At 62.8% G+C, this 15,565-nt stretch carries 14 protein-coding genes; 5 read left to right on the forward strand and 9 right to left on the reverse strand.

Translation table 11 applies throughout. The features are described 5' to 3' along the window. Positions 1-55 precede the first annotated feature (55 nt). From accC to nac, 3 genes are all read right to left on the reverse strand, one after another. Positions 56-1,408, reverse strand: coding sequence for an acetyl-CoA carboxylase biotin carboxylase subunit (gene accC / locus BUS12_RS14160; protein WP_074297523.1), 1,353 nt, complete (start codon positions 1,406-1,408; stop codon positions 56-58). 73 nt (positions 1,409-1,481) lie between these two features. Next, entirely contained in the window at positions 1,482-1,988 is a 507-nt protein-coding gene (locus BUS12_RS14165) for an acetyl-CoA carboxylase biotin carboxyl carrier protein (RefSeq protein WP_074296256.1), read from the reverse strand. A gap of 133 nt (positions 1,989-2,121) precedes the next feature. Further along, on the reverse strand, positions 2,122-3,048 hold the full coding sequence (gene nac, locus BUS12_RS14170) for a nitrogen assimilation transcriptional regulator NAC (RefSeq protein ID WP_074297526.1): 927 nt from the start codon (positions 3,046-3,048) through the stop codon (positions 2,122-2,124). A 289-nt stretch (positions 3,049-3,337) separates the two neighbouring features. Here nac and BUS12_RS14175 point away from each other — a divergent pair, with 289 nt between their 5' ends. From BUS12_RS14175 to BUS12_RS14195, 5 genes are all read left to right on the forward strand, one after another. Further along, positions 3,338-4,546, forward strand: a complete 1,209-nt coding sequence (locus BUS12_RS14175) for an aspartate transaminase (RefSeq protein ID WP_074296257.1) — start codon at positions 3,338-3,340, stop codon at positions 4,544-4,546. Between the two features lie 122 nt (positions 4,547-4,668). Further along, entirely contained in the window at positions 4,669-5,781 is a 1,113-nt protein-coding gene (locus BUS12_RS14180) for a porin (RefSeq protein ID WP_074296258.1), read from the forward strand. Positions 5,782-5,881: 100 nt separating this feature from the next. Next, the gene (locus BUS12_RS14185) at positions 5,882-6,916 is read left to right on the forward strand and encodes an L-idonate 5-dehydrogenase (RefSeq protein ID WP_074296259.1); all 1,035 of its coding nucleotides are present in this window, start codon (positions 5,882-5,884) and stop codon (positions 6,914-6,916) included. A gap of 286 nt (positions 6,917-7,202) precedes the next feature. After that, positions 7,203-7,664: a mobile mystery protein A gene (locus BUS12_RS14190; RefSeq protein ID WP_074296260.1), complete on the forward strand. Its 462-nt coding sequence runs from the start codon at positions 7,203-7,205 to the stop codon at positions 7,662-7,664. Further along, complete coding sequence (locus tag BUS12_RS14195) at positions 7,655-8,251, forward strand: mobile mystery protein B (protein ID WP_083640389.1); 597 nt, start codon at positions 7,655-7,657, stop codon at positions 8,249-8,251. Before BUS12_RS14190 ends, BUS12_RS14195 begins: the two co-directional genes overlap by 10 nt. A gap of 43 nt (positions 8,252-8,294) precedes the next feature. Here BUS12_RS14195 and BUS12_RS14200 read toward each other — a convergent pair whose 3' ends face one another. From BUS12_RS14200 to BUS12_RS14225, 6 genes are all read right to left on the reverse strand, one after another. Continuing rightward, positions 8,295-8,963, reverse strand: a complete 669-nt coding sequence (locus BUS12_RS14200) for an RraA family protein (protein WP_074296261.1) — start codon at positions 8,961-8,963, stop codon at positions 8,295-8,297. Between the two features lie 147 nt (positions 8,964-9,110). Then, positions 9,111-10,583, reverse strand: a complete 1,473-nt coding sequence (locus BUS12_RS14205; protein ID WP_074296262.1) for an NAD-dependent succinate-semialdehyde dehydrogenase — start codon at positions 10,581-10,583, stop codon at positions 9,111-9,113. 14 nt (positions 10,584-10,597) lie between these two features. Next, positions 10,598-11,680, reverse strand: a complete 1,083-nt coding sequence (locus BUS12_RS14210; protein WP_074296263.1) for a tartrate dehydrogenase — start codon at positions 11,678-11,680, stop codon at positions 10,598-10,600. A gap of 176 nt (positions 11,681-11,856) precedes the next feature. Continuing rightward, on the reverse strand, positions 11,857-12,639 hold the full coding sequence (hpaI, locus tag BUS12_RS14215; protein WP_074296264.1) for a 4-hydroxy-2-oxoheptanedioate aldolase: 783 nt from the start codon (positions 12,637-12,639) through the stop codon (positions 11,857-11,859). Continuing rightward, positions 12,611-13,894: an MFS transporter gene (locus BUS12_RS14220; RefSeq protein ID WP_074297530.1), complete on the reverse strand. Its 1,284-nt coding sequence runs from the start codon at positions 13,892-13,894 to the stop codon at positions 12,611-12,613. The genes hpaI and BUS12_RS14220 overlap by 29 nt, the downstream gene beginning before the upstream one ends. Positions 13,895-13,991: 97 nt before the next feature. Then, positions 13,992-15,539, reverse strand: coding sequence for a UxaA family hydrolase (locus BUS12_RS14225; RefSeq protein ID WP_074296265.1), 1,548 nt, complete (start codon positions 15,537-15,539; stop codon positions 13,992-13,994). Between the last annotated feature and the right edge of the window lie 26 nt (positions 15,540-15,565).

The raw sequence follows: 15,565 nt of genomic DNA on the forward strand, positions 1-15,565 counted from the left end.
CGCATCCATCCGGTGATGTCGGCATGCGTGATCGACGCCTGCTCAATGGTGGGCGTCATGCCTGTTTCCTCTTTGCCAGCCAGCGTTCCAGATGATGAATGTCGACGCCGCCCGCACAGAATCCCTCGTCCTCCAGCACCGCCCGATGCAACGGCACATTGGTATGGATGCCTTCCACGCGCATTTCCGCCAGCGCTAGCCGCATGCGCACGACGGCCTCGTCGCGAGTGGCCCCATGCGTGATGACCTTGGCGATCAACGAATCGTAGTACGGCGGCACCACCACCCCGCTGCTGACATGCGAATCCACCCGCACGCCGTTGCCACCCGGCAATTCCCACGCCGTCACCTTGCCGGGGCAAGGCGCAAACGTAAACGGGTCTTCAGCGTTGATGCGGCATTCGAGCGAATGTCCCACTGCGCGAATCTCCGGCTGCCGCACGGTCAACGCGTGGCCTTGAGCAATGCGAATCTGTTCCCGCACGATGTCGATGCCGGAGGTCATCTCCGTCACCGGATGCTCGACCTGCAGGCGCGTGTTCATTTCGATGAAGTAGAACTCGCCGTCTTCAAACAGGAATTCAAACGTGCCGGCGCCGCGATAGTTCGTCTGCCGGCAGGCCTCCACGCAGCGCTCGCCGACCTGGCGGATGAGCGCCGGGTCGATGCCCGGCGCGGGCGCCTCTTCCAGCACCTTCTGATGACGCCGTTGCATCGAGCAGTCCCGCGAGCCGAGCCACAGCGCATTGCCGTGGGTATCGCAGAGCACCTGGATTTCGACGTGGCGCGGATGCTCGAGGAATTTCTCGACGTACAGTTCCGGCTTGCCGAATGCGCGGCGCGCTTCCTCGCGGGTCACGGATACCGCTTCCAGCAGTTGCGCGGCACCGTGCACGACCCGCATGCCGCGGCCTCCGCCACCGCCCGCCGCCTTGACGATGACCGGATAACCGATCTCTTCCGCGACCCGCAGGATCGCTTCAGGGTCATCGGGCAAGCTGCCATCCGGACCCGGCACGCACGGCACACCAGCGGCGCGCATGGCGCGTTTGGCCGCCACCTTGTCGCCCATGGTACGGATGGATTCGGGTCGCGGGCCGATGAAGCTCAACCCTGCGGCTTCGACCTGTGCTGCGAAATCGGCGTTCTCCGAGAGGAAACCGTAACCGGGATGCACGGCCTGCGCGCCGCTGACATGGGCCGCAAACAGGATCGCGGCGATGTTCAGATAGCTCTGGCCCGGCGCAGCGGGACCAATGCACAGCGCCTCGTCCGCGAGGCGCACGTAGCGCGCCTGCGCGTCCGCCTGCGAGTGGACCGCCACTGTCTTCAGACCGAGTTCGCGGCAGGCACGCTGGATGCGAAGCGCAATCTCACCGCGGTTAGCAATCAATACCTTGTCGAACATCGTCATTCAACCGAGAAAATAGCCACGTCGTCACATTCGAATGGCGATAGGCGATTCAGCTCACGCATCGTCTTCACGCCCCCACGCGGAACAACGGCTGGCCGAGGTCCACTTCGTCGCCCGGCTTGACGAGAATCTCGACCACCGTGCCGCCGAATTCGGCTTCGAGCGCGTTGAACATCTTCATGGCTTCGATCGTGCACAGCACCTGGCCTTCTGCGACCGTGTCGCCGATGTTCACGAACGGCGCTTCGCCCGGCGCCGGCGTCAGATGGACGATGCCCGACATGGGTGAGCCCACCAGCCGCGATTCGCTCACGGCCGCAACCGGATGAGGCATGGTTCCTTCAAGCGGAGACGGCGGTACCGTGCCTGTCAGCGGCACCGCTATACCCTCATCCTCCACCGGATCTGGACCAATCGCGGTAGCCCGATCGCGACCATCGCCGGAGCGCGCCACCCTGTCGCGCCGCAGCGCTTTGACAAGCCGGATCTTTTCCTCGCCCTCGATCAGTTCGAGTTCGGCGAGCGGCGAGTCGGCCAGCAGGTCTATAAGGCCCTTAATCTTCTGAAGATCCATCTTTGAGTCCATGCCCCGTTAGACGCATGTCGCGCCCACCCATCTGGAGCCGGCGCGACTGACGATGGACTCAATGTATCCGGCGCATAAAAAATGCGCCAAGACGGTTTGGGTTTGTAGCGATAAGGCGCGCTTATGTATCGGCGCCGGACTCCGAGCGCACGTCGAGCGCGAGGTCTCCCGCCAGCTCCAGCAGGATGTCCTTGACGGCCGCGGCGGGCTCGGAAAGAGGAAGGTGGTCGGACAGGCAGACCGACAGCGGGATCTTGATCACGGGGGACACGATGCGGCACTGCACGACGTCGCCGGCCGCCGCCACCACGCGAGCGGTGGAGTCCGGCAGGATGGTCGCGCCGATGCCCGCACTCACGGCCGCCGACAGCGTCGACGCCGATTCGATCTCGGCGACCACGTTCGGGATCATCTGCACGCGGGCGAATCCCTCGTCCACATACTTGCGCAGGTAGTTGTAGGGGCGCGGCAGCAGCAAGGGCACGTCGCGCAAGTCGGTCACGTTGATCTGATCCTGCGCGATTCCCATGCTGCGCGGCGCAACGAGGAACAGTTCCTCGTTCATCAGCAACTGGAACGACAACCCATGGACCGGCTTGTCGCCGTAGAGGACCGCCATGTCCATGCGACCGTTCATGATCAGCTCGCTCAACGTGGTGCCGAAGTTCTCGTTGATGTAGAGAAGAATGTCCGGATGACGGGCACGCACCGTGCGCAACAGAGGCAGTGACAGCGCAGACGCACCCGTGCCCGGCGCCAGGCCAACCGACACCTGGCCCGATAAGGTCTGCCCCGCGCTCTTCACGTCGGCCTGCGCCTGCTCATACTGACGCAGGATCAATTGCGCGTGGCGATACAAGGTGGCACCCGCCTCCGTGGGCGTCACGCCGCGTTTCGTGCGGACCAGCAACTGCTGCTGGAACTCGTCCTCGAGCGTGATCAACTGCTGACTCAATGCGGGCTGGGCGATATGCAACACTTCGGAAGCCTGGGTCAGGCTGCCGATATCGACGATCTTCACAAAGTACTTCAAACGCCGCAGGTTCACGCTGGTCGCATCCATCACTGTGTACGGGATGCAACAATCATAAGGCAAGCGCTACGTCGCGCACAGCCCGAAAAAAACCCCTACACCGACGTTTCGCCGAGGCGAGCATGCTGCACCGCTGCGCAACGGCATCAACGACAAGGCGTGCGATCTGGGTGCACTGCGGCTAGAGCACGCACGTCATCGCGTCATAAGTGGATGTTATTACCCCAGCGGAAAGACGTCTTAGCGTCAACTTTTTCGCACGCTTACTGTTAGGGCTCGTTAAACGCCGTCGAAGGAGTCCAGTGTGAGTGCATCGCGTATCGCCGCCCGTGTCCAGCGCATCAAACCTTCGCCTAGCAGTGCCGCGGCCGACCGTGCCGCCGAACTGCGGCGCCAGGGCAAGACCATTGTGAATCTGGTAGTGGGCGAGCCCGACTTCGATACGCCCGAGCACATCCGCCGCGCCGCCTTCGAAGCCATGGAGCGCGGTGAAACACGCTATACGCAAACCGCCGGCACGCCTGCACTGCGCGCCGCGATCGCCGACAAGCTCAAGCGTGAAAACGGGCTTTCGTATGATCCGAAGCACATCATCGTGACGTGCGGCGCCAAGCACGCCATCTTCAATGCTCTGGCCACTACCGTCGAAGCCGGCGACGAAGTGCTGATTCCCGCGCCCTACTGGGTCTCCTACCCGGACATGACGCTGGCCTGCGACGGCGTGCCGGTGGTCGTGCCCTGCACCGAGAAAGACGGCTTCAAACTGACACCCGCGCTGCTCGAAGCCGCCATTACGCCGCGCACGCGCTGGCTGGTGATCAATTCGCCCACCAATCCGACCGGCGCAACCTATACGTCCGCTGAACTGCGCGCACTGGCCGACGTCCTGCTGCGCTATCCGCGCGTGCTGGTGATGATGGACGATATCTACGAGCATATTCGCTTCGATGGCGACGCCCCTCAACACCTGCTGTCCGTCGAACCTGCGCTGGCGGACCGGACCCTCGTCGTCAACGGCGTGTCGAAGACCTATGCGATGACCGGCTGGCGTATCGGCTACGCGGCCGGCCCGGCCGATCTGATCGCGGCTATAGATACGCTGCAATCGCAGTCGACCAGTAACGCCAGTTCCATCAGCCAGGCCGCGGCACTCGCCGCGCTCGCCGGCGACCAGAGCTTCGTCGCTCAATCCGTACGGACCTATCGCGAGCGGCGCGACCACGCACTGGAAGCGCTCAACGCCATTCCGGGCATCAGTTGCCGGACGCCGGGCGGCGCGTTCTATCTGTATGTGAATTGCAGCGGCATGATCGGCCGCACGACGCCGCAAGGAAAACTTCTCGAGGGCGACGCCGACGTCGTGCTTTACCTGCTCGAACAGGTCGGCGTAGCCCTCGTCGCAGGCTCAGCCTATGGGGTATCCCCCTACTTCCGCATGTCGATTGCCACCCGCGTGGAGATCATCGACGACGGCTGCCGAAAAATCGCAGCCGCGGTGGCCGCACTGAACTGAGAGAACAAGATAGGACGCGGCAGCTCGCGTCACATCTTCGAATAAAAACACGCCGCGCCCTTCCGACGCGGCGGTTGACCTGAAATTTTCCATTCTTTCTCAAACGGCAAGGGGATCTTCTCGTGAAAAATAATACATTAGGTGTACTGACTGCATTGGGATTTGCATTGTCGGGGTCGGCCTATGCGCAGTCGAGCGTCACGCTGTACGGCATCATCGACGAGGCCGTGCGCTACGACAACCATCAGACCAAGACGGGCAGCGGCTCGCTCTTTACGATGGGCAGCGGCGGCGAAATTCAGGGCAGCCGTTGGGGCTTGCAGGGTAACGAGGATCTCGGCGGCGGCATGGCGGCGATCTTCCAGTTGGAGGGCGGCTTCACACCCAACACCGGCGCGACCCAGCAATCCATGCCGTCCGGCACGGCACGGCTGTTCGGCCGCACGGCTTTGGTTGGCCTCACCACCTCGTACGGCACGGTGACGTTGGGACGCCAATACACCCTGGTGCACGAAATGGGCTGGACGCATGACATCTATGCGTTTGCCAATTACACCGGCACGGTGGGCTTCCAGGGCGCCGGCGAAACCGGCGGTGGACGTCTCGACAATACGGTTCGCTACACCTCACCGACCCTGGCCGGCTTTACCGCCAAGACCGCCTATACGTTCGGCCAGACCGCCGGCAATTTCCACCAGTACTCGTCGCCGGCCGTCAGCCTCTCGTATGACCACGGCCCCTTGAGCGTGGGCGCGGCCTATCAGGTCATCAACGATATTGGCGGCCTGACGCCGGCCACGACCGAGTATGGCAGCACCTACTTCGGTCTGACGATTCCGGACAGCTCGCAAAAGGTCTTCACCGCGGGTGCAACCTATACGTTCGGCGCGGCAAAGGTTTACGGCTCCTATATCTTCAGCCACGTGTATCCGGCGGACTACCGCAACGACTCGTTCTCCACGGCCCTGATGTACTACATCACGCCTGCGGCCGTGCTCGATCTGCCCGTCTATGTGGACTTCGTTCATCACGCCGGACAGAGCGGCACGCGCATCACCGGCGGCCCGACGTTCGACTACTTCCTGAGCAAGACCACGGATGTCTATATCGGTGCCGATTACAACCATCTGACCGGCGCATGGATTCCGCTGGCCGCCGCCTCCGGTTCCAATCAGCCGTTCTATGGCCATAACTCGCTGTTCGAAGCGGATATCGGCCTGCGTCACAAGTTCTAACGTTCATCCGAGCCACGCTCTGCTTCGCATCGCAGGAGGTGAAGCAGATCTTGCAGCGGGACTCGACCGATTTCATCGATTCACCGACAAGGCCTTTGCCATGCACGCACTCGTCATTCACGCACCGCTGGATTTGCGGATTGAAGACCTTCCGACGCCCGAGCCGGAAGCCAACCAGTTGCTCATCCGCGTGCGGGCCGGCGGGATTTGCGGCTCCGATCTGCACTACTTCAATCACGGCGGCTTCGGCACCGTGCGCATCAAGGAACCCATGGTCCTTGGGCATGAGGTATCGGGTGTCGTGGCGGGCATCGGTTCAGGGGTGACCGATATGCCGGTCGGCACCCGGATCTCGATCAGCCCGAGCCGTGCATGCGGTCTCTGCCAGTACTGCCAGCAAGGCTTGCAGAATCATTGCCTGGATATGCGCTATTACGGCAGCGCGATGCGCACGCCCCACGTTCAAGGTGCATTTCGCCAGGAGATCGTCATCGACCGTAGCCAGGCACATGTCGTTTCGGATGCGCTCAGCGATGCCGAGGCCGCCATGGCCGAGCCGCTTTCCGTTGCCCTGCACGCGGTGCGACGTGCGGGCCCGCTGCTCGGCAAGAAAGTGCTGGTGACAGGATGTGGTCCGATTGGCGCCTTGATCGTCGCGGCCGCACGTCGTGCGGGTGCGGCGACGATCGTCGCCACCGATGTCAACGCGCTGCCGCTCGAAAGCGCGCGACGGGTCGGCGCCGATCTCGCCTTCAATGTCGCGGAACAACCCGATGCGCTCGCACCGTTCGCCGTCGACAAGGGCACCTTCGACGTGCTGTTCGAGGCGAGCGGCAATGCTGCCGCCTTGCGTGGCGCATTCGACGTGCTGCGTCCCCGCGCGGTGATCGTTCAGGTGGGTCTTGGCGGCGACATCACGTTGCCGATCAACGTCGTGGTCGCGAAGGAGTTCGATCTGCGCGGCGCATTCCGCTTTCACGAAGAGTTCGCGGTGGCGGTCGAATTGCTGAACAAAGGCCTGATCGACGTCAAGCCGCTGATATCCCGCGTGTTTCCGTATCAGGATTCGGTGGCGGCGTTTCAAGCTGCCGGGGACCGGAGCAAGTCGATGAAGGTGGTCGTCAGTTTCGAGTAGTGCGCATCGGTCTGCCGTCGCCCGCGGGCGACGGCGGAAACGCTGGCGGAAAGCAAAAAGGCGCCGCCTTACGCCCGACCCGTACCACAAAGGTGTTGGTTTTTGAGCTAATTAACGCTGAGACCCGCGTCCCAAAGGGGATTGCGGGTCTTTTTCATGCGAACTCCGATGCCCTATAGTGAAGCAGAACAGTATTTTTTGATTCACTATAATGAAGCAAAACTTGTTGATTGCTGGCCTATAGGCTATCATTTATTGTGTTTTTGATAGCCTATAGGCCAGCAAAATGAACTCCAGAATGAGGCAACTCCGGCTTGAGCAGGTCCAGGCGTCGGTCGCAGCGTACTCGGATTTGACCGACCGTCGGCCCCCGCCGCGTGGATGGCTGAAGGCCATCCGAGAATCGTTAGGGCTCACCGAGCGACAGCAAGCCGACAGGTTAGGCATTGCCGGTTCGACCCTGCACAAATCGGAGTTGGCGGAAGCTGAGGAGCGAATCACGCTCGGACAACTGCGCAAGCTGGCTGCCGGGCTGGACTGCGAGCTGGTCTATGCTTTGGCGCCCAGAAAGCCACTGACTCAAGTGGTCGAAGACCAGGCGCGCTCAATCGCCCTGCAGGAGGTGAGCGGAGTTGCGCACACCATGAGTCTGGAAGACCAACGTCCGGCAACCGACCGACTTCGCAAACAGGTTGAGCAAAGAACGGCGGAACTGCTCCGGGGTCGCTGGTCCGACCTATGGCGATAGATTTAGACGAGCAGGACGGCCAGACACCGCTCGACCCTGACGAGCTTGCAGGGCTGATACCGACGCACCTGACCACCAAGGGCGACCTGAATGACTGGGAGCAGGAGAACATCCTGCAAGCCGTGCAATGGGCTCGCCGTCAACGCAAGGCCGATGTCCTCAGTGAAGTGTTCTGTCGCAACCTTCACAAGAGAATGTTCGGCCACACCTGGTCGTGGGCAGGCACGTTCCGCAAGTCCGACAAGAACATCGGATGCGACTGGACGCAGGTCAGCGTCAAACTCAGAGATCTTTTCGGTAACACGCGGTGGTGGGTCGACAACGACACATTCCCGCCCGATGAGATTGCCGCACGATTTCACCGCGAGCTGGTGTGGATTCATCCCTTTCCAAACGGCAACGGCCGACACTCGCGAATGATGGCTGATGCGCTCTTGCGCAGCATGAAACAAGAGGCGTTTTCATGGGGTGGCGGCGGAACATTGGTTAAAGCGGATAACGCCCGGTCGGATTACCTAACCGCCTTGCGTGCAGCGGATAAAGGCGACTACGGTTTGCTCCTGGTCTTCGTGCGAAGCACTGCTTAGCCGTCGCCGCGCCGCGATCGCAAGCGCAGCAGCGCTCGACAACTCAGTTATTGCATCGCGCTTCGAGTGCATCGATAAAGGCGCGATTCCAGCGCCCTTCCTTCATCGCACGCATGGTTTCAGCCTCCGCCTCCAGAACGGCGCGCGCCTTTTCGATGACCTGCTCCACCTCGTCTTGCGGAATGGCAAGCAGACCATCCTGATCGCCGACGATGATGTCCCCCGGATTGACGACCATGCCGCCGACCGACACCGGCACGTTGATCTCACCCGGGCCATCCTTATACGGGCCGCGATGCGTAACGCCGCGCGCATACACCGGAAAATCGCGCTCGCGGATCTCGGCGACATCGCGAATCGCACCGTCAATCACGAGGCCCGCCATCCCCGCAGTGGCCGCGTAGAACGACAGAATGCCGCCGACGACCGCGTTGTTCAGATCGCCGCCGGCATCGAGCACCAGCACGTCGCCGGCACGGCAAAACTCCAGCGCCCGCAGATAGGTGAGATTGTCGCCGCCGCGCGACCTGACCGTAACGGCGGTGCCCGCCATCGTTGCCTTGCCGGGCCGTTGATACGGCAGCAAACCGGTCGTGCCGATATTGCGGTGCATGTTGTCGCTCAGCGCCGACACCGGAATGTCGCGCAAGGCGCTCAGTATCTTCGGGTCGGCTTGAGCAGCAGAAGGATTTTTTCGAATGGCTTTGTACATGATCGGATTTCGTTTCGGGAGGAGTTTTACCGTCATAACGGTATGCCCCCGACGCCGCGCGCGCAAAGATGAAATCGATCTGTGGCGATACAAAACACTTATGGGCACCCGGTCTGCGCAGCGGGTGCCCTTGTTACATCCCCTCGCTTATTCGAGTCCGCCCTGGCAGAGATACTTGATGGACAGATAATCGTCGAGGCCATACTTCGATCCCTCGCGGCCGTAGCCCGATTCTTTCACGCCGCCAAACGGCGCGGCCTCACTCGCCAGCGCGCCCTCGTTGATGCCGACGATACCCGCCTCCAACTGCCTTGCGACGCGGTCGATGCGACGCACGTTCTGGCTGTAGAAATACGCGGCAAGACCGAACGGTGTGTCGTTCGCCGCTTGGATGGCCTGCGTTTCGTCGTCGAAGCGGAACAGCGGCACGACAGGGCCAAAGGTCTCCTCGCAGCTCAACTGCATCGCGCCGGTGGCATCGGCGAGGACCGTCGGCGCATAGTAGTTGGGACCGAGCGCCGTAAGCCGCTTTCCGCCGGCGAGGACACGCGCACCCTTCGACACGGCATCGTCGACGTGCCGTGCGATCTTTTCGACGGCGCGCGCGTTGATCATCGGGCCGATCTGGGCGTCGGGGTCAGTGGCCGGCGCGACCTTCAGCGCTGCGACGCGTCGGGCCAGCATGTCGCCGAATCTCTCGTACACCGACGACTGCACGTAGACGCGATTCGGGCACACGCAGGTCTGCCCGCCGTTGCGGAACTTCGACACCAGCAGACCGCTGACGGCCGCTTCGAGATCCGCGTCGTCGAACACAATGAACGGTGCGTTGCCGCCCAGTTCGAGCGAGAGCTTCTTGAGCGTATCCGCCGACTCGCGCGCCAGATACTTGCCGACCGGCGTCGAACCGGTGAAGGTGATCTTGCGCACACGGCTGTCGTGCAGCCACGCGGCCACGGCCGGCACCGCACTCTCGCGCGACGCCGCAATCAGGTTCAGCACGCCGGGCGGCACACCCGCTTCATGCGCGAGCATCACGAGCGCAAGCGCCGTGAGCGGCGTATCCTCGGCGGGCTTGCCCACCACCGTACATCCTGCGGCGAGCGCCGGCGCGATCTTGCGCGCAATCATCGCCAGCGGGAAATTCCACGGCGTGATGGCCGCGACAATGCCGATAGGCTCCTTCACCGCGCTCATGCGCTTGCCACGCTGCTGCTGCGGAATCAGATCGCCATAGATGCGCGTCGCTTCATCCGCGAACCACGCGACATACGATGCGCCATACAGCACTTCGCCGCGCCCTTCCGCGAAAGGCTTGCCCTGTTCGAGCGAGATCAGGTGCCCAAGCGCGTCGGCGTTCTCGAGCATCAGCGCGTGCCAGCGGTGCAGCACGGCGGCGCGCTCCTTGGGCAGCGCATCGCGCCAGGCGGGGAAAGCGCGCGCGGCGGCATCGGTCGCGGCGCGGGCATCGGCCTCGCCGCCGTCCGCGATGGTGGCGATCACTTCACCCGTGGCCGGATTCGTCACGTCGAAGCGCTTGCCGTTTGCAGAGGCCACCCACTGACCGTCGATAAAGTGCCCGGTGCGGATCAGCTCGCTCAATTCGAATTTCGTTGCCATGGAAAACTCCTTGTTCAGGCGAGCCGCTCGGCGATCGCCTTGCCGACTTCCGTGGTGTTCGCCCGGCCGCCGAGATCGCCGGTATGCGGGCCTTCCTTCAGCACCGCCTCGATCGCGGCCAGCATGGCGTCGTGTGCCTCGCGCTCGACGCCCTGGCCATTGCCGAGGAAGTCGAGCATCATCGCCGCCGACCAGACCATCGCAATCGGATTGGCGATGTTCTTGCCATAGATATCCGGCGCCGAACCGTGAACCGGTTCGAACAACGAAGGAAACTTGCGATCCGGATTCATGTTCGCCGAGGGCGCAAGACCGATCGTGCCGGTGCAGGCGGGACCGAGATCGGAAAGGATGTCGCCGAACAGGTTGGTGGCCACGACCACATCGAAGCGGTCCGGATTCAGCACGAAACGTGCGCACAGGATGTCGATATGCTGCTTGTCCCACGTCACATCCGGATACTGCGCCGCGATGCCGGCCGCGCATTTGTCCCACCACGGCATGCTGATGGCGATGCCGTTGCTCTTGGTCGCAACGGTGATCTTCTTGCGCTCGCGCCGCTGCGCAAGGTCGAAGGCGAACTTCAGCACACGCTCGCTGCCGTGCCGCGTGAACACGGATTCCTGCAGGACGAATTCGCGCTCCGTGCCTTCGAACATCACACCGCCTACCGACGAGTACTCGCCTTCGGTGTTCTCGCGCACGATCCAGAAATCGATGTCGCCTGCCTTGCGCCCTGCTAGCGGCGACGGCACGCCGGCAAAGAGACGCGCCGGACGCAAGTTGATGTACTGGTCGAACTCGCGGCGAAACTTCAGCAGCGAACCCCACAAGGAAACATGATCGGGTACCGTGTCCGGCCAGCCGACGGCGCCGAACAGGATCGCATCCATGGGTTGCAATTGCGCTTTCCAGTCGTCCGGCATCATCTGACCGTGCTTCGCGTAGTAGTCGCAGCTTGCCCATTCGATATGCCTGAATTCCAGCGCGATGCCGAATCGCTTGCTGACGGCTTCGAGTGCGCGCAGGCCCTCGGGCATCACCTCCTTGCCGATGCCGTCCCCAGGAATGACGGCAATGCGGTACGGCTTGTTCATGTGACTCTCCTCTACAGATAACGAATGGTTCGTGCGGCGGCCCGGCGAGCTTTGCGGAGATCGGCTTCAAGGGATGGGGGAGCACGGGGAGCTATTGTCGCTCCAATACGCGCTTCGTGCCGGCCGACGCCACCTGTCGGCCCACGGCGTCGGGGGGAGCATAGCTCGCCCCTGCTTCACTGCTCGATAAACTCGCGGGCCAGCTTGCGGGCCGCGTTCGCGAACATAAGGATATCCACGCCGGTCGCAACGAACGTGCAGCCAAGCTCGAGATAGCGACGCGCCAGTGCCGGGTCCGAGGTCAAGGTGCCGGCCGCCTTGCCGGACGCAATGATGGTGCGCATCGCCGTCTCGATCGCCTGCTGCACCTCCGGATGACCCGGCTTGCCGCGATGCCCCATCGACGCAGCCAGATCCGCCGGTCCAATGAAAACACCATCGACACCGTCCACCGCGCAAATCGCCTCGAGATGGTCGAGCGCCGTGACGGTCTCCGCCTGCACGAGCAGGCAGATTTCGCTGTCTGCGATATCCAGATAGTCGGTGCGCGAGCTCCACCGCGACGCACGTCCCACTGCGCTGCCCACACCGCGAATGCCATGCGGCGGATAGCGCACGGCGGCCACACACGCACGGGCCTGCTCCGCGGTATCGATCATCGGCACCAGCAGATTGCGCGCGCCGATATCGAGCAGGCGCTTGAGCAACGCAGGGTCGCCGTTCACCGGCCGCACAACCGCCTCGGCGCGATACGGCGCCACCGCCTGCAGTTGCGCGAGGATGCTGCGCACGTCATTGGGGGCGTGCTCTGCGTCGATCAATAGCCATTCGAAACCGGCCGTTGCACTGACTTCGGCCAGATAGGCATCGGCCATCGAAAGCCAGAAGCCAATCTGCTTTTGGCCGCTGGCAAGCGCCGCCTTGAATGGATTAAGCGCGGACGTCGACGTTGCGTTCATCACGATTTCTAGCCTCCATGGGGATGGGATTGAACTGGATGGGTTCCACCCTGCCGAGCAGGAACAGATAATTGAGCATGGCAATCACAATCAGTGCCGACGAGAACAGCAGCGCGGGAACGAACGATCCGGTTGCGCCCACAATCGCACCGGTAACGACGGGACCAACCACGCCCCCCATGTTCGAGACGGTGTTCTGGATGCCCGCGACCCGCGAGACCATATTCCGTGGTGCGACGTCGCCCGGCAATGCCCAGACCTGCGACGCGGCGACGGTGGTGCCCGACTTCGCCACGCACAGCAAGGCCACGGCCACCAGCGGCGAAGCGGCGAACGCCGCAAGGCCGATGCTTGACGCCATCAACAGGCCGACGATGAGAAACAGTTTGCGGGTCGCGGTGAGCGACAGCCGTCCGGAGGCATACACACGATCCGAGGCCCAGCCCGCCAATATCTCGACGACCATCGAAAGAATGAGCGGCAACGAAGCCATGAAACCCATCTCCATCATGCTCATGCCGCGCGCCTTGACGAGATAGGTCGGCAGCCATGTGATGAAGAAGTACGAGTTGTAGTTGATCATGAAGAAGCCGATGCACATGGCCCAGATGTTTCGGTATCCGAACAGTCTGTACCAGGGTACTTCTGCCAGCGCATTGTCGCGACGCGGCGCCTCTGCGCCGTCGCGGATATACGCGAGCTCGGCCGCGTTGACGCGCCGGTGATCGGCCGGCGAGTTTCTGAACGCCACGACCCAGACGACGCACCAGACAAGCCCCAGCGCGCCGGTGATCGCAAAAGTCACTTTCCAGTCGAAGGTGGCCAGCAACCAGGCGATCAGCGGAAGCGCCACCGCCCCACCCAGTTTCGACCCGCTATCGAAGATGCCCGCCACGGTGGCGCGCTCCTTGCGCGGAAACCATCGCGTGGCGATGCCCGCGTTGCTGGGATAGGAACCCGCCTCGCCGACACCCAGCATCACCCGCAGGGCCACGAGCGATTTGAAGCCGGTAGCAAGTCCCGTGACGGCCGTCGCGAGCGACCACCAGAACACGGCCATGCCCAGTACAAGCTTCTGCCCGAAACGGTCGGCCAGCATCCCGGCCGGCAGTTGCAGCAGCGAGTACGACCAGAAGAACGCCGACATCACGATCCCCATCTCCATGGCGCCGAGATGGAACTCGGACTGCAGATGTGGGGCCGCGGCGGACAGCACAGTACGGTCGATATAGTTGATGGCAATGGCCGACCACATCAGGCCGGCCACCAGCCAGCGCACTTTGCTGCGAGGCGCCTGTTGCAAGGCTTGATTCAATCTCTGTCTCCGGTTTTTTTGTAGTGATGGCGGCGGCTCAGCTCACGATGCCCATATGCCAGGGCACGAATTCGTGGTCGCCCAGCCCGAGCAGTTCGCTACGGGTACGCTCGCCCGAAGCGGCGCGCAGGATGTGCTCGAAGATGTCCTGCCCCATCTCTTCGACAGAGCGTTCGCCATCGAGGATCAGGCCGCAATTGATATCCATGTCGTCGCGCAGCCGCTTGAACATCGGCGTGTTGCTCGCAAGCTTAAGGGTCGGCGCGGGCTTTGAGCCGAACATCGAGCCACGGCCGGTCGTGAAGCAGATCAGGTTTGCGCCGCTGGCAATCTGCCCGGTTACCGCGACGGGGTCGTAGCCGGGCGAATCCATAAAGACGAAGCCGGCGCGGTCGATCGGTTCGGCGTACTCATAGACGGCCTGCAGCGGCGTGGTCCCGCCTTTCATCGCCGAGCCGAGCGATTTTTCGAAGATGTTGGCGAGTCCGCCCTGCTGATTGCCGGGTCCCACGACACCGTTGAACTGGCCGTTGTGGCCGCGCGTGTACTGCTCCCACCACGCCAGCCGGTCGAGCAGTTTCTGGCCCACCGCCGGCGTCACCGCGCGGCGCGTCAGCATGTATTCGACGCCGTGAATCTCGGGCGTTTCGGAAAGGATCGCCGTGCCGCCATGGCGCACCAGAATGTCCATGGCCGCGCCGAGGGCAGGATTCGCGGTGATGCCCGAGAAGCCATCGGAGCCGCCGCATTCCAGACCGATCTTCAGATGACTCGCCGATACGGAACGGCGCTCGATGTCGTTGGCCGCCGGCAGCATCTGCTGGATGGCGGCGATGCCCGCCTCGATCGTCGCACGGGTGCCGCCTTCGTCCTGCATCACCAGCGCGTGAACAGCGGCGCCGGTGTGCAGACCTTGTGAATCGAGCAAGGCGCCAACCTGATTGCGCTCGCAGCCCAGCCCGACAATCAGCACGCCGCCGAGATTAGGATGACGCGCATAGCCCGCGAGCGTCCGGCGCAACACATCGAAGTGCTCGCTCGGCGAGGACATGCCGCAGCCGCTGGTCTGCGCGAACGCCACCACGCCGTCGACATTCGGATAAGGCGCCAGCCGTTCCGGCGTAAACCACGCGGCAATATTCTTGATGACGGTCGATGAACAGTTGACCGAGGCGAGGATGCCGATGAAGTTGCGTGTCGCGACGCGCCCATCGGGTCGAACGATGCCCTTGAAGGTGGCGCGTTCAGCTTGCGCAACGTACTCGACCGGGCGCACATCGAGGCAGAAGCCCGGATCGCGTTCGAAGTCGATCAGTTCGACGTTATGGGTATGAACGTGGTCCCCCGCCTCGATGTCGCGCGCGGCCCGGCCAATGATGGTGTCGTATTTGCGGATCGCCGCGCCGCGCGAAATATGTTGCGCGGCCACTTTGTGCCCTGCGGCAACCTGGGCACGCATGCGGATGGTCGCATCGCCCAAGCCGAGTAACTGCCCGATAGAAAGCGCCTCGCGCGCAATCAGCACATTGTCCGCGGCGTTAAGCCGGATGAGCGGTTCGTTGACCACCGCGCTCGCCTGCGACATACCTGTCTCCTAACTTATGCACGACC

The organism is Paraburkholderia phenazinium (assembly GCF_900142845.1).
Classification (GTDB): domain Bacteria; phylum Pseudomonadota; class Gammaproteobacteria; order Burkholderiales; family Burkholderiaceae; genus Paraburkholderia; species Paraburkholderia phenazinium_A.